Below are 19,143 nucleotides of genomic sequence, written 5' to 3'. Positions count from 1 at the left end.
ACGGGCAGTACTCAGCGCGTGCCGCGCAGTTTCAGCAGTTCGAGTTCGCAATGCAGCAGGAATTCGAACGCTTCCAGATGACGACGTGCCTCGGCCATGTTGCGGCCCCAGGCATACAGGCCGTGTCCTTCGATGAGATAACCCGACATGCTTTGTTTGTCCAGCAAGGCTTCGACCTGCGCGGCCAGCACCTGCATGTCCTGGGTATTGGCGAACACCGGCACCTCCAGCGCGGTTTCGTGGGTGGTGTTGCCATCGAAGGCCTTGAGCAGTTCGTAGCCTTCCAGCCGGATCACGCCGCTGCCTGCATACAGGCGGGACGCAATCGTCTGCACCGGCGAGTGCGTATGCAGCACGCAACCGATCTCCGGGAACCGGCGATACAGCTGGGTGTGCAGCAGGGTTTCGGCAGACGGGCGCAACGGGCGGCCGACGGCCAGGCCATCGAAGTCCACCACCATGATGTCTTCTTCGACCAGGCGACCCTTGTCGCGGCCGGAGACGGTGATGGCCGCGTGCTGTTCGTCCAGACGGTGGGAGAAATTGCTGCTGGTCGCAGGCGTCCAGCCGGCATGGGCCAGCTCGCGGATATTGGCGATCAGCAGGTGTGCCAGCTCGTGCAGACGCGTGGTGCTGTAGGGCAGGGGGGCAGTGGTCGCATTCATGGACCTATTCTACTGCGCCCCAGGTGCATGGGCAGGTGCAGCGCAGCAGGCATCGTCCTGCCGCGCCACGCTGGCTCATGCGTAGGCTCAGCGGCCGTCGCGCAGACGGCTGTGGCGATACCCGTAGCCGAAGTAGATCACCAGCCCGACCAGCGTCCACAGGCCCATCAGCATCCAGTTGTGCAGCCTCATCGCCGACAGCAGCGCAAGGCAGCTCAACACGCCGGCGGTGCAGATCAGCCAGGCGGCCGGCATGCGGAACGGACGCGGCAGTTCCGGGTGCGTGCGACGCAGGATCAGCACGCCGGCGCAGACCACTGCGAAGGCGATCAACGTACCCATCGAGGTCAATTCGCCCAGCACATCCAGCGGGAACACCGCTGCCAGCAGCGCGATGCCGACACCGGTGATGACGGTATTGATATGCGGGGTGCGGTACTTGGGATGGATGCGGGTGAAGATCGACGGCAGCAGGCCGTCGCGCGCAATGATCATGAAGATGCGCGGCTGCCCGATGATCATCACCAGCACCACCGACGACAGCCCGATCAACGCGCCCACTTCCACGACCACGCGCAGCCAGGCCAGCTGTGGATGTGCCCCCACCGCGGTCACCACCGGCTCGTTGGTGCCGAGCAGGGTGTAAGGCACCAATCCGGTCATGACCGCCGCCATGGCGATGTAGAGCACGGTGCAGATCACCAGCGACAGGATCATGCCGATCGGCAGGTCGCGTTGCGGACGATGCGACTCCTGCGCCGCCACCGACACCGCTTCGAAGCCGATATAGGCGAAAAACACCATCGCTGCGCCGCGCAGCACGCCTTCCATGCCGTACTTGCCCGGGCCTTCGTTGGACGGAATGAACGGGTGCCAGTTGGCCGTGTCCACGTATTTCCAGCCCACCGCGATCACCAGCAGGATCAGGCCGGTCTTGAGGATCACCATGGCCATGTTCATTGCCGACGACTTGCGGATGCCCACATAGCACAGCCAGGTCAGCAGCAGCACGATGCCGGCCGCCGGCAGGTTGGCGATCGACCCGGTGGGTTGCAGATTGCCGTCCAGCGGCGCGTTGACGAATGCGGCCGGCAGGTGGAGGCCGAAATGCTCGAGCAGGCTCAGGAAGTAGCCGGTCCAGCTGACCGCCACCGCCGAGGCGGACACGCTGTATTCCAGCACCAGCATCCACCCGATGAACCACGCAGCCAGCTCGCCGAAGGTGGCGTAGGTGTAGGTGTAGGCGCTGCCGGAGACCGGCACCATCGCAGCGAATTCGGCGTAGGCCATCGCACAGAACGCACAGCACACCGCTGCGAGCACGAACGAGAGCATGATCGCCGGGCCGGCATGATCGGCCGCCGCCTGGCCGGTGATGACGAAGATGCCGCCGCCGATCACCGCGCCAATCCCCAGGGCGGTCAGCCCCCAGGGGCCAAGCGCGCGTTGCAGGCCCAGCCCGTCGGCCGCCTCATGGCTGGCGTGCGGGTGTTTGATGGCCCAAAGTTGTTTGAACATGGAGCGGTTCCGGCTTGGCGCTACGCGCGGTGATTGAATAACAAGACCGGCGTCGCGCGCCGGTCTTGCGAGAAGGTTAGGCCCGTTTCGCGAGGCGACTTTGGTGGATGCCGTAGCCGAAGTAGATCGCCAGGCCAATCACGGTCCAGCCCACGAACACCTTCCAGTGCTCCTGGAACGCCTGGAAGAACAGGAACAGGCAGGCCAACGCGCCCAGTGGGCAGATCACCATCGCCAGCGGCACCCGGAACGGGCGCGGCAGGTCGGGCTTGGTGAAGCGCAGCACCAGCACGCCGGCGCACACCGTGGAGAAGGCGAGCAGGGTACCCATCGAGACGAGTTCGCCCAGTACGCTGAGTGGGATCATGCCGACCAAGGAAGCAGCGACCACGCCGACGATCACGGTGCCGACGTAAGGCGTGCGGAATTTCGGGTGCACCTTGCCGAACAGCTTGGGCATCAGCCCATCCTTGGCCATGGTGTAGAAGATGCGCGGCTGCGCCATCAGCATCACCAGCACCACCGAGGACAAACCCGCGATGGCGCCGATTTCGACCGCGGTCTTGAGCCAGGTCAGTTGCGGGTGGGCTTCCAGGGCGGTGGCCACCGGCTTGGCGGTGCCGAGCTGGGTATAGGGCAGCAGGCCGGTCAGCACTGCGCAGACGATGATGTAGATGACGGTGCAGATGGCCAGCGTCACCATGATGCCAATCGGCATGTTCTTCTGCGGATCCTTGGTCTCGCCGGCGGAGGTGGAAACCGCGTCGAAGCCGATGTAGGAGAAGAACACGATGGACGCGGCGCGAAACACCCCGTCCCAGCCGAACTGGCCAGGGCCGGTGTTTTCCGGGATGAAGGGGTGCCAGTTCGCCGGGTCGATATAGGAAATGCCAAAGCCCACGAACAGGCAGATCACCACGACCTTGATCGCCACCACGATCGCGTTGGCGAACGCCGACTGGGTGATGCCGACGTAGCACAGGATGCTCACCGCGGCGACGATCAGCACGGCCGGCAGGTTGACCATATTCCCGGAACTGACAAAGCCGTGGCCGTCCCAGGCCAGTGGCGCACCCGCCAACTTTGCGGGAAACGGCAACCCCAGGGTGCCGGTGATGAAGCTGATCAGGTAGGCAGACCAGCCGACTGCCACGCTGGACCCGGCGAACAGGTATTCCAGCACCAGGCACCAGCCGATGAACCAGGCGATGCCTTCGCCAAGCGTGGCATATGAGTACGAATAGGCGCTGCCGGAGACCGGCATCATTGCGGCGAATTCGGTGTAGCACAGGCCGGCGAAGGCGCAGGCGATACCGGCAAACACGAACGACAGCATCACCGCCGGGCCGGCGTGATTGGCCGCGGCCTGGCCGGTCAGCACGAAGATGCCTGCGCCGATCACCGCGCCGATACCGAGCATGATCAGGTGCTTGGCTGTGAGGGTCCGTTGCAGCGTGGCTTCGCCTTGCAGGCTGCCTTCGACCGGTTCGCCTGCATCGACGTGGCCAGCGGGCTCGATCGGTTTGACCCTCAACAGGGACTTCAGCATTCGGTACATCCCCAAGTGGCAAAGCGCAGGCGCAGGCGCCCGGACGAATTTGTGCGCCGCATCCCGGTAGGACAGGCAAGCGGCCTACCTTGCCAAAGCTAAACGCTCACGACAAGCGCGTACGCAGCATGAATGGCGATAATGGCCGCCTGGCCCGCACCGGGCGACCGAGAAAGAGCGATGGTGGATGCAACCCTGCAGCAGCAATTGGCGACCTACCGCCTGTGTTGGCCGGAAGAAGCCGCGCTGGCCGAGCAGTTCGCGCAACTGCTGGACGATGCCACCGATCCATTCGTGCGCGAGCGTGTCGAAGGTCATTTCACCGGCTCGGCGTGGGTGGTCAGCGCCGACGGCACACGTACCTTGCTGACCCATCACCGCAAGCTGCAGCGCTGGCTGCAGCTGGGCGGGCACGCCGATGGCGACCGCAACCTGGCGCAGGTGGCATTACGCGAAGCGGAGGAGGAATCCGGACTCGTCGGCTTGCGGCTGGCCGATGGGCAGCTGTTCGATCTGGACCGTCACTGGATTCCTGCGCGCGGCGACGTGGCGGGGCATTGGCACTTTGATGCGCGTTACGTGGTGCTGGCCGGTGCGGACGAGGCATTCGAGGTCAGCGAAGAATCGCTGGCACTGGCATGGCGCCCGATCGCCGAGCTGCTTGCAGACCCCGAGCTCGATCCGTCGCTGCGGCGGATGGCGGAGAAGTGGCTGGGAAGCCGGGGGTGGTGATTCGGGAGTCGGGATTGGCAGAAGCGGTGGGCCGGCGCCGGTCTACCTAGCCGGCCCCATGTCTCCTTCTCACAGCGTGGTTGGGCCGGTGAACCCACCGATCGCCGCGAACCGCTGTTGCGAATCCCCAATCCCCAATCCCGCTCAATAAAGCACCCGCGTCCGCAAGGTGCCGGTGATCTGTCCCAGCTCGTCCTTCAGTATGCCGGCGAGCTCCTCGCTGGCGCCGACATCGATGACCACATAGCCCACCTTGGAGTCGGTGCGCAGGAACTGACCGTCGATGTTGACGTTGTGGCGCGAAAACAATTTGTTGATCTGCGACAGTACGCCCGGCACGTTGCGATGGATGTGCAGCAAACGCAGGCTTTCGGCGTGCTCGGGCAGGGTGACCTCGGGGAAGTTCACCGCCGACAAGGTGCTGCCGTTGTCGCTATAGCGCACCAGTTTGGCGGCGACCTCGATCCCGATGTTGTCCTGCGCTTCCAGCGTGCTGCCGCCCACGTGCGGGGTCAGGATCACATTGTCGTGCGCAGTGAGCGGCGATTCGAACGCATCGCCATTGCCCTTGGGCTCGATCGGGAAGACATCCACCGCCGCGCCGCCGATCTGGCCGGAGGTGAGTGCCGCATCCAGCGCGTCGATGTCGATGACGGTGCCACGCGAGGCGTTGATCAGATGCGCGCCGGGTTTCATGCGGGCAATTTCCGACGCACCGATCATGTCCTTGGTCGATGGCGTTTCCGGCACGTGCAAGGTCACCACGTCTGCGCGTGCCAGCAGGTCGTCCAGATCGATCGTGGCGCGGGCATTGCCCAGCGACAGCTTGGTTTCGATATCGTGGAAGATCACCTGCATCCCTAACGATTCGGCCAGCACGCCCACCTGGGTGCCGATATGCCCGTAGCCGACGATGCCCAGCACCTTGCCGCGCGTTTCGTGGCTGCCGGCGGCAGATTTGGACCAGCCGCCGCGATGGCATTCGGCGTTCTTCTGCGGAATGCCACGCAGCAACAGGATCGCCTCGGCGATGACCAGTTCGGCCACGCTGCGGGTGTTGGAGTAGGGCGCGTTGAAGACCGGGATGCCGGCCAGCTCGGCTGCGTCCAGGTCCACCTGGTTGGTGCCGATGCAGAAGCAGCCGACGGCGATCAGGCGCTTGGCGTGCGCCAGCACGTCGGCGCTCAGCTGCGTGCGCGAGCGGATACCGACGATATGCGCGTCGGCGATGCGGGCGATCAACTCGTCTTCCGGCAGCGATTTGGCGTGCAGTTCGATCTGTGAGTAGCCGGCAGCGCGGAACACGTCCACGGCGGTCGAGCTGACGCCTTCCAGCAACAGCACGCGGATGTCCTGCTTGGGAAACGAGGTTTTCTTCGGCGACATGGGGGAGCGCAATGCAGCAATCGGGTCGGCAACTATGCCAGATGGGGTGCGCGATTGGGTGGCCGCAACGCTGTGTTCGCACCGCCAAAGCCCTTGCGGTGCAACGGTTTCAGCTGAATCCAACGTGGCGTCGGCCGTAAGTGCGTCGGCTGGACGAGGCAGGCCAGCGCTGGCACGCTGTGCAGTTCCTACCGCATCGCCGCGTGCCATGACCGATCCCCGCATCCTTTCGTTGCATCAGGCCTTGCCTGCGTTGCGTTTGAAGACCGACCCGGCCGACCTGGAGCATTACGGGCGTGACTGGACCCGCCGCTGGACGCCGAACCCGCTCGCGATCGCCTTGCCCGGCTCGGTGGAGGAAGTGCAGGCGGTCATGCGTTGGGCGAACGCGCAGGGCGTGGCGGTGGTGCCGTCGGGGGGGCGCACGGGATTATCGGGCGGCGCAGTGGCTGCCAACGGCGAGCTGGTGCTGAGCCTGGAGCGCTTGAACAAGCCGCTGGATTTCAACGCGGTGGATCGCACGCTCACCGTGCAGGCCGGCATGCCGCTGGAAGCGGTGCACAACGCCGCGCGCGAGCATGGGTTGGTGTATCCGGTGGATTTTGCCGCGCGCGGCTCGTGTTCGATCGGCGGCAATATCGCCACCAATGCGGGCGGTATCCGGGTGATCCGTCACGGCAATACGCGCGAATGGGTGGCCGGGTTGAAGGTGGTCACCGGTGGCGGCGAGTTGCTGGAACTCAACAATGCGCTGGTGAAGAATTCCAGCGGCTACGACTTCCGCCATTTGATGATCGGCTCCGAAGGCACGCTTGGCATCATCGTCGAGGCCGTGCTGCGGCTGACCGACCCGCCGCCGCCCAGCAATGTGATGTTGCTGGCATTGCCATCCTTCGAGGTGTTGATGCAGGTGTTCGCCGCGTTCCGCGCGCAGCTGCGCCTGGAGGCTTTCGAATTTTTTACCGATCGCGCGCTGGAACATGTGCTTGCGCATGGCGCGCAGGCGCCGTTCGCCGAGGTGCACCCGTATTACGTGGTCACCGAATTCGCGGCAGGCGATCAGGCGCAGGAAGCTGCCGCGATGGCGGCCTTCGAGACCTGCATAGAGCAGGGCTGGGTCAGCGATGGCGTGATCAGCCAGAGCGATGCGCAGGCCGCGCAACTGTGGCGCCTGCGCGAAGGCATCACCGAAGCGCTGGCGCGCTACACGCCGTACAAGAACGATGTGTCGGTGCGCATTTCGGCGATGCCGGCCTTCCTGGCCGAAACCCAGGCCTTGCTCAGCGAGGCCTATCCGCACTTCGATGTGGTGTGGTTCGGGCATATTGGCGATGGCAATCTGCACATCAACGTGCTCAAACCCGATGCCACCAGCCAGGCCGATTTCGTTGCGGCTTGCGATCAGGTTACCAAGTTGCTGGCGCAGGCGCTGCAGCGTTTCGACGGCAGCATTTCCGCCGAACACGGCATCGGTCTGGTCAAGAAGGCCTATCTGTGGAGCACGCGCTCTGCCGAGGAAATCGCCTTGATGCGCGGAATCAAGCATGTGCTCGATCCGCATCTTTTGCTGAATCCCGGCAAGCTGTTCGAGATGCATGACGCACCTGCCAACACGCCCGCCGGTTAGTCTTCCAGCACCTTCACACGGAATCGATCAGCCCATGATGCGCTCCCTCGTGTTCTGCGCCTTGACGCTGCTGCCGCTGGCAGCGTTCGCATCCAGCCTGGCCGGGACGTCGGCAGGTGCCTCGTCGGCTGGCTCGTCCAAATTCTTCCGGCAGCAGTTCCGGCGACGACAAGGTGGTGGCCGACGCTCGCGAAGATGCGGCGGGTTTTGTCGCCAGCGATGGGGTCATCCGCGGCGCGCGCCTGGAAGCGGCGTTGCTGCAGTTGCGTGGCCGTAGCGACGCGGCGCGGCTGGCCAGCGATCTGGAGCTGGCGCAGTCCATCCTGGCCCAGTGAGTCTGCGCCGGCGGTGCGGTTGGCTGCTGCTGGCCGCCTTGATCGAACCGCAGGCGCAGGCCGAACTGTTGGTCGAGGTTGTTCGGTCGGACTTGCGTCCGGCTGAGATCCAAGCAAGCAACGCACTGGTGCAGCAGGTCGCGCAGCGACTGCCGCCGGGCTGGACGCAGCGGATGACCGCCCCGATCCAGCTGCAATGGCGCACCGATTTGCCGGCGCAGGTACATGGCTGTGCAATCGGCAATCGCATCCTGCTCGATCGCGCGCTGCTGCAGGCGTGGAGCGCGCAATCCGATGAAGCACGTTTCGATCGCAACGCAGCTGCCACGCGCGCGGCGATGGCCGCGCTGATACACGAACTAGCGCATGTGCTCGATCGCGGCGCAGGCAGCGCGTTGTCCCGCGATCGGCGCCTGCGCGATCTTGCCGGCTGGCAGGTGCGGCCGTGGCGGCTGGGGCGCGGCGCGAACCGGTTCAGCGACCGCAGCCCGGACGAGTTCGTTGCGGTCAATCTCGAGCATTACGTGCTGGACGCCGACTACGCGTGCCGACTTCCCGTGCTGGCGGCCTGGTTTACGCAGCGCCTCGGGACGCCGCAGGGCGCTGTGCCCTGCGAGACCGCGTTACCGTACCTGCAGGCCGACAACGACGCCGGTGCGATGTCGTTGCTGTCGCTGGATCCAGCACGCGTGTACGCGGTGGACTATCTGCTTGCCGAGGGCAATGAGCAGCCGATGAGCCGTTGGGGCCATAGCATGTTGCGCCTGGTGATCTGCGCACCCGGGCGTACCCCAGGCCCGGCGTGCCGGCTGGATCTGCAGTACCACCGCGTGCTGTCGTTTCGCGCGTTCGTGGTCGATGTGCAGATTTCCGGCTGGCGTGGGCTGACTGGTTCGTACCCGTCGCGGCTGTTCGTGCTGCCGTTGAACCAGGTCGTTGACGAATACACCAAGGTGGAATTGCGTGCCTTGTCGTCGGTGCCGCTGACGCTGGCGCCCGATGAGATCGCGGCCCTGCTCAAGCGCGCCGCGCAGGTGCATTGGAGCTACGACGGGCGCTATTACTTCATTGGCAACAACTGCGCGGTGGAAACCTACAAGTTGCTGCATGACGGGGCGCCGCGTCTGGCTGCGGCGAACTTGTCCTCGATCACGCCGCGCGGTCTGCGGCAACGATTGCAGCGTGCCGGCGTCGCCGATCTGCGGGTGCTAGACGACCCTGCACAAGCCATCCGCCAGGGCTATTACTTCGAATCGGCGGCAGCGCATTACCAGGCCATGTTCGACGTACTTCGGCGTGGCATCGCAGTGCCGCAGACTACTGTCGCGCAGTGGCTGGATGCCGCGCCCGAGGTGCGCGCGCAATGGTTCGACCGCGGTGGTCTGCGCGAAACTGCAGCGGCATTGTTGCTGGAACAGGCGGCCCTGCGTCGTCAGGAATTGCTGGCGCGCGATGCGCTCAAGCGCCTGTTGCAACCGGGCATGGCCGCGCGCGACGCGGTGCAGGGGCAGCTGCAGGCGCTGTTCGTGCGCCAGGCGCAACTCAGTCATCCGGCGGTGCTGTTGGGCAGCGTGGGGTATGGCTTGCCGCAAGCCGACGAGCAGCAACGGCTGAGCGCGCGCGTGGCGCAGGAAAGCGAGGTGTTGGTCGGTGGCTGGAAACAGCTGCAGCTGGCTGGACGCCAGCAATTGCCGGCCAACGTGCGCAATGGATTGGTGCAGGGCGAAGCGAATGTGGAACGTTTGCGTGCGCGTCTGCGTGTGCTTGCGCGCGGCGATGCGGCCGCCGCCGACGTGCTCACCCTCGCCCCTGCGCACGTGCAATCGCGACCCTGACCAGAACGGGTGAACTGTTTGCCCCTCTCCCGTCGGGAGAGGGGTTGGGGTGAGGGTAGGGCAGCCAGCATTCCCCGAATTGCCTCGCCCTCATTGAGCGGGCGGCGCGCCACCTTCTCTTGGCGAGAAAGGAAGGGCTGCAGTCCGCAGCTGTGAGTTCTGATGATGCTGCGACTAGCAGGAGTAGCCCACCTCACTAGCACACAGCTGTCGTATCAGCCGATGTATCTCAGCCGGCCGGTTGCAGATCCGCTTGCTTTGCATACTCACGCAGCCATTGGCTTACATGCGCGTCGTTGCGGTACTGCTGCATCAACTTGGCCAGGCGTGCTGGTGCCGGCGTGCAGAACTGTGCCACGGCCACTTCGATTTCATGCCGGCGGTCGGCGTCATACGGCTCTTCGCCGCCGAAGTGCTCGCAGGTGTCGTAGTCGTCGACCAGTCTGCGCACATCCTCCGGCATGCCGCACAGGCCTGCCGGATGCTGCAGCCATTCGTCTTTCACCTTGGGATCGGTGCAGGCCACCGGCGCAGGCGTTGCGGCCTGCGTTGGTGCTTGTTGCGCCAGCACACCCACCGCCACGACCACAGCAAAGCGACGCATCAGTCGGCGCGACCGGCAAATTCGCCCGTGGTGGTGTTGACCAGCACGCGTTCGCCGTTGGTGATGTACTCGGGCACCATGATTTCCATGCCGGTGTTGAGCTTGGCCGGCTTGGGCCGCTTGGTGGCGGTGCCGCCCTTCAATTCCGGTGGGGTCTCCACCACTTCCAGCGTCACCGTCTGCGGCAATTGCACGGCCACAGGTTGGTCGTCGATCACTTGTACATAGATGCCGCTCAGGCCATCGGTGATGTAGCCGGCGTCGGTGCCGATCACGTCCGCATCCAGCGTGTACGGGGTGAAGTCTTCGTCGTCCATGAACACGAACGCTTCGCCGTCCTTGTACGAAAACGTGGACTGCCGGCGCAGCAGCTCGACTTCCGGCAGGTTGTCGTCGGCGTCGAAGCTGGCGTCGGTTTTCACTCCGCCCGGCACGCTGTACATGATGAAACGAAAGCGCACATTGCCGCCGCGGCCCTGCGGCGAGCTGCGTTCGATGTCGCGGATCTGGTAAATGCCGCCGTTGTATTCGACGACGTTGCCTTTCTTGATGTCGTTGGCTTTCATGGGTTGAGTCAGAGATTAGGGATTGGGGATTTGGGATTGGCAAAAACAGGATTGCAGGAGGCGGGGAGGGTACGGAGTTCTCGCTGTGACGAATCCCCAATCCCGGCTACTTGGGTGCCAACCGCACGCCGCCGTCCAGGCGAATCACTTCGCCGTTGAGGTAGCGGTTGCGCAGGATGAAGGCGACGGTGTCGGCGTATTCGTCGGGCTGGCCTAGGCGCGAGGGGAATGAGATGGAGGCCGACAGCGATTGCTGCACGACCTCGGGCATGCCGTCGACCATCGGGGTCCAGAACACGCCCGGTGCGATCGTCATCACGCGGATGCCGAAGCGCGCCAGTTCGCGTGCCATCGGCAAGGTCATGCCGACCACGCCGCCTTTGCTGGCCGCATACGCGGCCTGGCCGATCTGGCCCTCGAATGCGGCGACCGAGGCGGTATTGACGATCACGCCGCGTTCGCCGTCATCGCCGCTGGTGTTGTGTTGCATGACATCGGCCGCGGCCTTGGCCACATTGAAGCTGCCGACCAGATTCACCAGCACGGTATTGCGGAAGGTGGCCAACGGCATCGGCGCTTCCTTGCCCAATACGCGGCCGGCGCCGAGGATGCCGGCGCAGTTCACCACCAGATTCAATCCGCCCAGCGCCTGCGTGGCCTGCGCCACATTGGCCGCGACCTGGGCCTCATCGGTGACATCGGTGGCGAGGTAATGCGCGTTGCCGGCACCGAGCAGCGCCAACGCCGCCTCGGCTTTGTCGGCGTTGACGTCGAATAGCGCGACCTTGCCGCCGTCGGCGACCAGACGCTGTGCGACAGCCACGCCGAGGCCGGAAACGCCGCCGGTAACGATGGCAAGGACAGAAGATGGCTGCATGCGGTGGTTCCCTGAGTAGCGTTGATGGCCGGTGGTAGCGGCAAACGAACGATCGGCGGAGCGGCCGGCAATTCTAGCCGAAGCCCCTGCGTGATCGCGGTGGTGGGTGGTGCACGATTGCTCGGGCAGGGATCCCTCAGCCGGCGGCAGCCAACGCCTTGCCGACCTTGCTGCCGGTGTCGCGACCGAGCAGCTGCGCCAGCCAGCGGCCGGTGCGGGCAAGCGCCGGCAGGTCGATGCCGGTGGGCATGCCCAGCCCCTGCAACAGGTACACCACGTCTTCGCTGGCAACGTTGCCGCTGGCGCCCTTGGCATACGGGCAGCCGCCCGCACCGGACACGGCCGCATCGATCACGCGCACGCCTTGCTCCAGGCAGGCCGCGATATTGGCCAGCGCCTGCCCATAGGTATCGTGGAAATGCACCGCCAACGCCTGCATCGGCACCGCCTGCGCCACCGCGGCCAGCATCTGACGCGCCTTGAGCGGTGTGCCTACGCCAATGGTGTCGCCCAGCGAGATTTCATAGCAGCCGAGCGCGTGCAGACGTTGCGCCACATCGACCACATCGGCCACCGGCACCTTGCCCTGGTACGGGCAGCCCAGCACGGTGGAGACGTAGCCACGCACGCGCACACCATCGAGCGCGGCCTGCTGCAGGATCGGCCGAAACCGTTCGATCGATTCGTCGATGCCGGCATTGGTATTGGTGCGATTGAACGCCTCCGACGTGGCGGTGAATACCGCCACTTCCTGCGCTCCGGCGGCGCGTGCGCGTTCGTAGCCCTGCAGGTTGGGCACCAGCACCGGATATGCGATGCCCGGCGCCTGCGCGATGCCGGCAAACACCTCGGCGGCGTCGGCCAGCTGTGGTACCCAGCGCGGGCTGACGAAGCTGGTCGCTTCGATCGTGCGCAGCCCGGTGGCCGAGAGTTGATCGATCAACGCGATCTTGTCGGCAGTGGCGATCGGCTGCGCTTCGTTTTGCAGGCCATCGCGCGGGCCAACTTCGACAATGCGGACGAAGTCGCTCATGCGCGCACATCGCTGCGCGCATGGCGGCGTGCAGACATCGCCGCAACCTCATGCACGGTGGCGGCAGAATGCGCGAACAAGGAAACCAGGGACATGGGAAAGAGACTCATGCAGGGAGGTGGCAGACCGCTTCGCAATTGTTGCCATCAGGGTCAAGCACAAAGGCGCTGAAATAATGTGCGTGGTAATGCGGGCGCAGGCCGGGTGCGCCGTGATCGCGGCCACCGGCGGCCAGCGCAGCACGATGAAACGCATCGACGCTGTCGCGGTCGGTCGCCGTCAGCGCGACATGGGTGGTGCCCGGCGTCTGCGCGTGGGAGCCCAGCCAGAGAAACGGGCGCTCGGTGCCGAAGCCGGCATGCGCGCGGCTGCCGGTCTGCGCGGCCGTCAGTTCCACCAGCAGCGTGATGCCCAGTGGCGCAAGCGCGGCCTGGTAGAACGCGCTGCTGGTTTGCAGATCGCTGCAGGCCAGGCCGATATGGTCGATCGCGCTCACGCCAGGCTCTCCGTCACCCACGCGGCGCTGCGCTTGTCGAGAAACGCACCCAGGCCTTCCTGGCCTTCGGGGGACACGCGCAGACGGGCAATCAACGCCGCATTGGCGGCATCGATGGCATCGCGGTCGGCAGCCGGCAGCACTGAGCGCACCAGCGCTTTGGCGCTGCTGGTGGCCAGCGGCGCCGCGGCCAGCAGCAGGCGAACCTGGCGCTCCACGGCGATATCCAGTTGATCGGCAGCCACCAGCTGGTGCAGCAGACCCAGCAACTGCGCGGTACCGGCATCGAAGATCTCGGCGGTTGCGAACCAGCGCCGCGCCTGGCGCGCACCGATCGCTGCAACCACATAGGGAGAAATGACCGCCGGCAGCAGGCCGAGCTTGCTCTCGGTCAGGCCGAAGCGCGCCTCGGTGCAGCCGATGGCAATATCGCAACACGCCACCAGGCCGACACCTCCGCCGAAGGCGGCCCCGTTGACGCGCGCGATGGTGGGCTTGGGCAGTTCATCCAGGGTGCGCATCAGCTGCGCCAGCGCCAGTGCGTCGGCGGCGTTCTCGGCTTCGCTGGCGCTGGCCATGCCATGCATCCAGTTCAGGTCTGCGCCGGCGGAAAAAGCCGCGCCATCACCGGTGAGCACGACGACGCGCATCTGCGACGCCCGGCCCGCCTCGCGTAAGGCATCGGTCAGCGCGGCGATCAGCGTCGCATCGAAGGCGTTGTGGACTGCAGGGCGATGCAATCGCAAGGTGCGGACCGCTCCGTGGTCTTCGACGATCAAGCCGGTGTCCTGCATTGCGTACGTCCATGAATGGGATGCGAACCATGATAGCGGGCCGGGTCGCCGGAGCCATGACGCGGTGCGTCGATGCTAGAATTGAGAACCATTCCTAACAATCAGGCCGTCTTTGTGACGCTGTCCGACATGCCTTTGCATCGCGCCGCCATCGTGGACTCCGTGGAGGATCGTCTCCCCAACGACACGATCGCCCGGCGCTTGCGGGAGTTGGGGTTTGTCGCAGGCGAGGAAGTCACGGTGCTGGCTACCGGGCCGGTCGGTCGCGAGCCGTTGTTGGTGCAGGTGGGTTATACGCGTTTTGCCCTGCGGCGCAGCGAGGCCGCGCGCGTGCAGGTGCGCCATGCGGGAGTATCGGCATGACCGCGGCCACCGTTCCGCTGCGCCTGGCGCTGGTTGGCAACCCCAACAGCGGCAAGACCGCGCTGTTCAACCAGCTGACCGGCAGCCGGCAAAAAGTGGCTAACTACACCGGCGTCACCGTCGAGCGTAAGGAAGGCCACTTCCGCGCACCGTCCGGGCGCGCCTTTGCGGTGCTGGATCTGCCCGGCGCCTACAGCCTGCAACCGGCGAGCCTGGATGAGGCGATCACCCGCGATCTGTGCCGCGGCTTTTATCCGGGCGAGCCGGCGCCGGACGTGCTGGTCTACGTGATGGACGCGACCAATCTGCGCCTGCATCTGCGCTTTGCGCTGGAACTGCGCGAGCTCGGCCGGCCGATGATCGTGGCGCTGAACATGATGGATGCCGCGCAGCGACGCGGCATCGTCATCGATCTGCCGGCGCTGGAGCAGGCGCTCGGCGTGCCGGTGGTCGAAACGGTGGCGGTGCGGCGCGGTGGTGCCAAGGTGCTGGTCGAGCGGCTCGATGCGCAAGCGGCACGCCTGGCGGCGCCCGCCGCCAATCCGCTGGCCGACGGTAATTATCACGCGCTGGTGCGGCAGATCCTGGGCGCAGCGGTGACCATGCCCACCCGCACCTCGCGCGTGGACGATGCGTTAGACCGCTGGCTGCTGCATCCGGTCTGGGGCCTGTTCACGCTGGCGGTGGTGATGTTCCTGATCTTCCAGGCGGTCTACGCCTGGGCTGCGCCGGTCATGGACCTGATCGACGGCGGCACCGCTGCCTTGGGCGATTGGGTCGGTGCGACCTTGCCGGAAGGTCCGCTCAATAGCCTGCTCAAGGATGGCGTTATCGCCGGGCTGGGCGGGGTGATCGTGTTCCTGCCGCAGATCCTGATCCTGTTCGCCTTCATCCTGGCATTGGAAGAATCCGGCTATCTGCCGCGTGCGGCGTTTCTGCTCGATCGCATGATGTCGGTGGCTGGTTTGTCGGGACGTTCGTTCATTCCGCTGTTGTCGAGCTTTGCGTGTGCGGTGCCAGGCATCATGTCCACACGCAGCATCCAGGATCCGCGCGACCGGCTTGCCACCATCATGGTCGCGCCGCTGATGACGTGTTCGGCGCGGCTGCCGGTGTATGCGTTGTTGATCGGCGCCTTCATTCCGCAGAAGATCGTGTGGGGCATCTTCAACCAGCAGGGGCTGGTGCTGTTCGGTCTGTACGCTGCGGCCATTGTCAGTGCGCTGCTGGTTTCGTGGACGATGAAGAAATGGCGGCGCGACAAGAGCGAGCATCCGTTGATGCTGGAACTGCCGTCCTACCGCGTGCCGCAGGTACGCGATCTGGCGCTGGGGCTGTGGGAGCGCGCATGGATCTTTCTCAAGCGCGTGGGTGGCATCATCCTGGCGCTGACTATCCTGCTGTGGTTCCTGCTGTCGTTTCCCGAAGCGCCGGCCAATGTCACCTTGCCGGCGATCGACTACAGCTTCGCCGGTCGTATCGGCCACGCAATGGCGGTGTTCTTCGCACCGCTGGGCTTCAACTGGCAGATCTGCATCGCGTTGATTCCCGGCCTGGCCGCGCGCGAAGTGGCGGTGGCCTCGCTGGCCACGGTGTACGCGTTGTCTGCTGCCGACGATGACGCGGCAGCGCAGGCGCTGTCGCCGTTGATCAGCGACGGGTGGTCGCTGGCCACTGCGTTGTCGCTGCTGGTCTGGTACATCTACGCGCCGATGTGCATTTCCACGCTGGCCACGATCAAGCGCGAAACCAACTCGTGGAAGCAGATGACCATCAGCGCGGTGTACCTGTTCGCGCTGGCCTACCTGGCGTCGCTGGTGACCTACCAGCTGGCCGTGCTGCTGGGAGCCGGCTGAGATGACGCTTTCGCTCGCGCTGCAATACCTGGTGATCGCCATCGTAGTGCTGGTCAGCCTGTGGGTGGTGATGAAGAAACAGTTTCCCGGTGTGCTGCGTCGCCTGCGTGGCGCCCTTGCGCTTGGGTTGCTGCGCAACGGGCGACCGGCATGGATGCAGACATTGGGGCGCCGCGTGGCACCGCCCGCCACCCAAAACGTCTCGGCCTGCGGTGGTTGCGACAGCTGCGGCCCGACACCGCCGCGTCGCCACTGATACCCGCGGCGTCGGCTACACTTTCGCGGCCACAGGACGCGGCGGAACAGGGGGGCGGTGATGCGTTTGCTGGTGTTGTTGGCGGTGCTGGCGGTCGTTGCGGGTGTCTATAACTACGGTGGCAACGCGCTCGACGAAAAGCAGGTGCGCGATTTCTATGCCGCGCACGACAAGGCGATCTTGAGCCAGGACGGCGAGGTGCTCTGCGCGATGACCGCGCCGGAATTCGAAATGGGGGTGCTGTACCGCATGGATTCGCATCAGCAGCGGCAGACCGCCAACCGCGAGAAATATTGCAAGTCCAACGGCGAATGGGCACAGGTGCTGCGGCAGATGAGCCACGTGGCCGATCCGGAAGAGCTGATCGATTACAAGCAGTCGATCACCAAGATCGACATCGCCGCAGACGAGCACTCGGCGATGGTCGAAACCCGCGCCACGCTTGGTCTGCCGGGTGTGCGCATGACCTTTCGCACACGCGACACGGTGATCCGCAAGCGCTGGAAGACGCTCATCGCCCGCAGCGAAGGCACTGCCTGGGTTGGCCCGGCGTATCAATAAGCACCGCTGACCAAGCGACTGCGCGTGCTGCCCGCGGCGCGATCGGCGCTGGGTGCGGCATGTGGTGATGCGGACAGAGCAGTTGCAGTGCCGCCCTCCACCGTTGCCTGGTGATTGCCGGCGACGTGCTGCTGCCTCTGGACTCCGTGCCTGGCGACGAGTGGCCAGCGATCCGTCGCTGTACTGCACAGCGCCGCAACCACTGGCGTTCGCTATGCTTGCGCCATGACGACTTCCTTCCAGATCTCCCGACGTGCGCAGGCGCTGACCAGTTCGGCGATTCGCGAAATTCTCAAGGTGACCGAACGGCCGGAGGTCATTTCCTTCGCCGGCGGCTTGCCGTCACCAGCCACCTTTCCCGTGGAGCGCATGCGCGCTGCCAGCGACCAGGTGCTGCGCGACGCCCCGCAGGCGGCATTGCAATACGGCCCGACCGAAGGTTATGCGCCGCTGCGCGAATGGGTGGCCGCGCGACTGAGTCGCGATGGCGCCGGCATCCGCCCCAGCCAGGTGCTGATCACCACCGGCTCGCAACAAGGCCTGGACCTGCTCGGCAAGGTCTTCATCGACGAAGGCAGCAAGGTGCTGGTGGAAACGCCGAGCTACCTGGGCGCATTGCAGGCGTTTTCGTTGTTCCAGCCGGCATTCGTCGGCATGCCCTCGGACGCGGACGGCGTGGTGGTGGATGCGCTGGATCCGTCGTTGCTGGCCGATGCGCGCTTTCTGTATTGTCTGCCCAATTTTCAGAATCCCACCGGCCGGCGCTTGCCGTTGGCGCGTCGCCAGGCCTTGGTGGCGCGTGCGGCCGAGGCAGGCGTGCCGATCGTCGAAGACGACCCGTATGGCGAGCTGTACTACAGCGGCCAGCCGTTGCCGAGTCTGTTGTCGATGAACCCGGAAGGCGTCATCTACATGGGCTCCTTTTCCAAGGTGCTCGCGCCCGGCCTGCGGCTGGGCTATGTGGTAGCGCCCGAAGCGGTGCTGGGCAAGCTGATCCAGGCCAAGCAGGCGGCCGATCTGCACACCCCATCGTTCACGCAGCGCGTGGTGTACCAGACGCTGCAGGACGATTTTCTCGAAACCCATATGCCGCAGATCCGTGCGCTGTACGCGCGCCAGTGCAGCCTGATGCTGGAGGCGCTGGACGGGCACTTCCCGGCGCAGATGCAGTGGAATCGCCCGGAGGGCGGCATGTTCCTATGGGTGACCCTGCCACCGGGGCTGGACGGGACCGCGTTGCTGGCGCGGGCCATCGCACGCAATGTCGCGTTCGTACCCGGCGCGCCGTTCTTCGCCACCTTGCCGCAGACCAATACGCTGCGCCTGTCGTTCGTCACCGTACCCGGCGAGAAGATCGATGCCGGCATCCAGGTGCTGGGCGAGCTGCTGCGCGAGGCGCTTGCCGAATCGCCAGGGCTGGGTGCGTGACGGTGGCGACGGCGGAGCAGGGTGCGCTGATCGCGATCAGGATCGATCACGTAGCCGTCGGCAGCGCGCGCGACTTCACTCGCCCCGGCAGCCGCAGTGCGATCGACAAACGGCCGCTGCAGCGGGCGGTGCAGGTGGACATCGAAGGCCTGGAGGGCGACGAGCAAGGCGACCGGCGCGTGCATGGCGGGCCGGACAAGGCCATCCATCATTACCTGCGCGATCACTACGCCGCCTGGCGCGATGAACTTGGTCCGCACGTGTTGCTGGAGGCGGCAGGTGCCTTCGGCGAAAACCTCAGCAGTGTGGGCGTGACCGAAGCCGACGTCTGTCTCGGTGATCGCTTCACCTTGGGCACGGCTGTGGTGGAGGTGTCACAGTTGCGACAACCGTGCTGGAAGCTGTCGGACCGGTTTGGTGTGCGCGAGCTGGCGCGGCGTGTGCAGGAAACCGGCCGTACCGGCTGGTATTACCTGTTCAGTCCCGGCATTAGATGGATCGGATTCACTTTGAACCGCTCGGGTTCGGATGTCCACTGCTTGCAGATGAATTCGTACGGTGTCAGACCCTTCAGAGCTTTGAGCCTGCGACCGTAGTTGTAGGCGTCGATGAAGTTGGCTAAATGCTGTTGCAGTTGTGCGTGATCGTCGTAATGGAAGCGT

The 19,143-nt window shown here is 65.2% G+C and carries 19 protein-coding genes and 2 pseudogenes; 10 read left to right on the top strand and 11 right to left on the bottom strand.

Features of this window, described 5'->3' with window-relative positions; genetic code table 11:
- Nucleotides 1-11: 11 nt before the first annotated feature.
- From XAXN_RS10310 to XAXN_RS10300, 3 genes are all read right to left on the bottom strand, one after another.
- Nucleotides 12-665: a methylthioribulose 1-phosphate dehydratase gene (locus XAXN_RS10310; RefSeq protein WP_042822194.1), complete on the bottom strand. Its 654-nt coding sequence runs from the start codon at nt 663-665 to the stop codon at nt 12-14.
- A gap of 87 nt (nt 666-752) precedes the next feature.
- Nucleotides 753-2,183, bottom strand: coding sequence for an amino acid permease (locus XAXN_RS10305; protein WP_054319480.1), 1,431 nt, complete (start codon nt 2,181-2,183; stop codon nt 753-755).
- Nucleotides 2,184-2,259: 76 nt separating this feature from the next.
- Nucleotides 2,260-3,732: an amino acid permease gene (locus XAXN_RS10300; protein WP_054319479.1), complete on the bottom strand. Its 1,473-nt coding sequence runs from the start codon at nt 3,730-3,732 to the stop codon at nt 2,260-2,262.
- Nucleotides 3,733-3,873: 141 nt separating this feature from the next.
- On the opposite strand from XAXN_RS10300, the gene XAXN_RS10295 reads away from it, so the two are divergent.
- Nucleotides 3,874-4,464: an NUDIX hydrolase gene (locus tag XAXN_RS10295; protein ID WP_146089640.1), complete on the top strand. Its 591-nt coding sequence runs from the start codon at nt 3,874-3,876 to the stop codon at nt 4,462-4,464.
- A gap of 144 nt (nt 4,465-4,608) precedes the next feature.
- On the opposite strand, the gene serA is transcribed toward XAXN_RS10295, so the two are convergent.
- Nucleotides 4,609-5,850, bottom strand: a complete 1,242-nt coding sequence (serA, locus tag XAXN_RS10290) for a phosphoglycerate dehydrogenase (protein ID WP_054319477.1) — start codon at nt 5,848-5,850, stop codon at nt 4,609-4,611.
- A 208-nt stretch (nt 5,851-6,058) separates the two neighbouring features.
- Here serA and XAXN_RS10285 point away from each other — a divergent pair, with 208 nt between their 5' ends.
- The 3 genes and pseudogenes from XAXN_RS10285 to XAXN_RS10275 all read left to right on the top strand — a co-directional run bounded on the left by XAXN_RS10285 (nt 6,059) and on the right by XAXN_RS10275 (nt 9,647).
- A complete protein-coding gene (locus XAXN_RS10285; RefSeq protein WP_054319476.1) occupies nt 6,059-7,477 on the top strand; it encodes an FAD-binding oxidoreductase in 1,419 nt (472 codons plus the stop codon).
- Between the two features lie 34 nt (nt 7,478-7,511).
- Nucleotides 7,512-7,812 (top strand): annotated as a pseudogene (locus XAXN_RS10280) (DUF2388 domain-containing protein).
- Nucleotides 7,809-9,647, top strand: coding sequence for a DUF7844 domain-containing protein (locus tag XAXN_RS10275; protein ID WP_054319475.1), 1,839 nt, complete (start codon nt 7,809-7,811; stop codon nt 9,645-9,647). The pseudogene XAXN_RS10280 and the gene XAXN_RS10275 overlap by 4 nt, the downstream one beginning before the upstream one ends.
- Nucleotides 9,648-9,876: 229 nt before the next feature.
- Here XAXN_RS10275 and XAXN_RS10270 read toward each other — a convergent pair whose 3' ends face one another.
- From XAXN_RS10270 to XAXN_RS10245, 6 genes are all read right to left on the bottom strand, one after another.
- A complete protein-coding gene (locus XAXN_RS10270) occupies nt 9,877-10,251 on the bottom strand; it encodes a hypothetical protein (RefSeq protein WP_054319474.1) in 375 nt (124 codons plus the stop codon).
- Nucleotides 10,251-10,817 carry an elongation factor P-like protein YeiP gene (gene yeiP, locus XAXN_RS10265; RefSeq protein ID WP_042822209.1) on the bottom strand — a complete coding sequence of 189 codons (567 nt, stop codon included), beginning with the start codon at nt 10,815-10,817 and terminating at the stop codon, nt 10,251-10,253. Before yeiP ends, XAXN_RS10270 begins: the two co-directional genes overlap by 1 nt.
- Before the next feature lie 106 nt (nt 10,818-10,923).
- Nucleotides 10,924-11,694, bottom strand: a complete 771-nt coding sequence (locus XAXN_RS10260; protein WP_054319473.1) for an SDR family NAD(P)-dependent oxidoreductase — start codon at nt 11,692-11,694, stop codon at nt 10,924-10,926.
- Nucleotides 11,695-11,830: 136 nt separating this feature from the next.
- On the bottom strand, nt 11,831-12,727 hold the full coding sequence (locus XAXN_RS10255) for a hydroxymethylglutaryl-CoA lyase (RefSeq protein ID WP_054319472.1): 897 nt from the start codon (nt 12,725-12,727) through the stop codon (nt 11,831-11,833).
- 106 nt (nt 12,728-12,833) lie between these two features.
- Complete coding sequence (locus XAXN_RS10250; protein WP_054319471.1) at nt 12,834-13,223, bottom strand: VOC family protein; 390 nt, start codon at nt 13,221-13,223, stop codon at nt 12,834-12,836.
- Complete coding sequence (locus tag XAXN_RS10245; RefSeq protein ID WP_054319470.1) at nt 13,220-14,017, bottom strand: enoyl-CoA hydratase-related protein; 798 nt, start codon at nt 14,015-14,017, stop codon at nt 13,220-13,222. The genes XAXN_RS10250 and XAXN_RS10245 overlap by 4 nt, the downstream gene beginning before the upstream one ends.
- A 114-nt stretch (nt 14,018-14,131) precedes the next feature.
- Between XAXN_RS10245 and XAXN_RS10240 the strand changes: the two genes are divergently transcribed.
- From XAXN_RS10240 to XAXN_RS10215, 6 genes and pseudogenes are all read left to right on the top strand, one after another.
- Nucleotides 14,132-14,380, top strand: a complete 249-nt coding sequence (locus tag XAXN_RS10240) for a FeoA family protein (RefSeq protein WP_042822215.1) — start codon at nt 14,132-14,134, stop codon at nt 14,378-14,380.
- Nucleotides 14,377-16,236, top strand: a complete 1,860-nt coding sequence (feoB, locus tag XAXN_RS10235; protein ID WP_054319469.1) for a ferrous iron transporter B — start codon at nt 14,377-14,379, stop codon at nt 16,234-16,236. The genes XAXN_RS10240 and feoB overlap by 4 nt, the downstream gene beginning before the upstream one ends.
- 1 nt (nt 16,237) lies before the next feature.
- Nucleotides 16,238-16,492 carry a DUF6587 family protein gene (locus tag XAXN_RS10230; RefSeq protein WP_054319468.1) on the top strand — a complete coding sequence of 85 codons (255 nt, stop codon included), beginning with the start codon at nt 16,238-16,240 and terminating at the stop codon, nt 16,490-16,492.
- Between the two features lie 60 nt (nt 16,493-16,552).
- Complete coding sequence (locus tag XAXN_RS10225; RefSeq protein ID WP_054319467.1) at nt 16,553-17,053, top strand: hypothetical protein; 501 nt, start codon at nt 16,553-16,555, stop codon at nt 17,051-17,053.
- 225 nt (nt 17,054-17,278) lie between these two features.
- Entirely contained in the window at nt 17,279-18,481 is a 1,203-nt protein-coding gene (locus XAXN_RS10220; protein ID WP_054319466.1) for an aminotransferase-like domain-containing protein, read from the top strand.
- A pseudogene (locus XAXN_RS10215) lies at nt 18,478-18,969 on the top strand (MOSC domain-containing protein); the annotation flags it as partial. The gene XAXN_RS10220 and the pseudogene XAXN_RS10215, both read left to right, overlap by 4 nt.
- Here XAXN_RS10215 and XAXN_RS21185 read toward each other — a convergent pair.
- A partial coding sequence (locus tag XAXN_RS21185) for an IS3 family transposase (RefSeq protein WP_167694779.1) occupies nt 18,951-19,143 on the bottom strand: 193 nt, incomplete at its 5' end. The pseudogene XAXN_RS10215 and the gene XAXN_RS21185 overlap by 19 nt on opposite strands.

Source organism: Xanthomonas axonopodis (assembly GCF_001304695.1).
Classification (GTDB): domain Bacteria; phylum Pseudomonadota; class Gammaproteobacteria; order Xanthomonadales; family Xanthomonadaceae; genus Xanthomonas; species Xanthomonas axonopodis.
The sequence above is the reverse complement of the archived record's forward strand: the minus strand, read 5'-3'. Positions and strand labels throughout refer to the sequence as shown.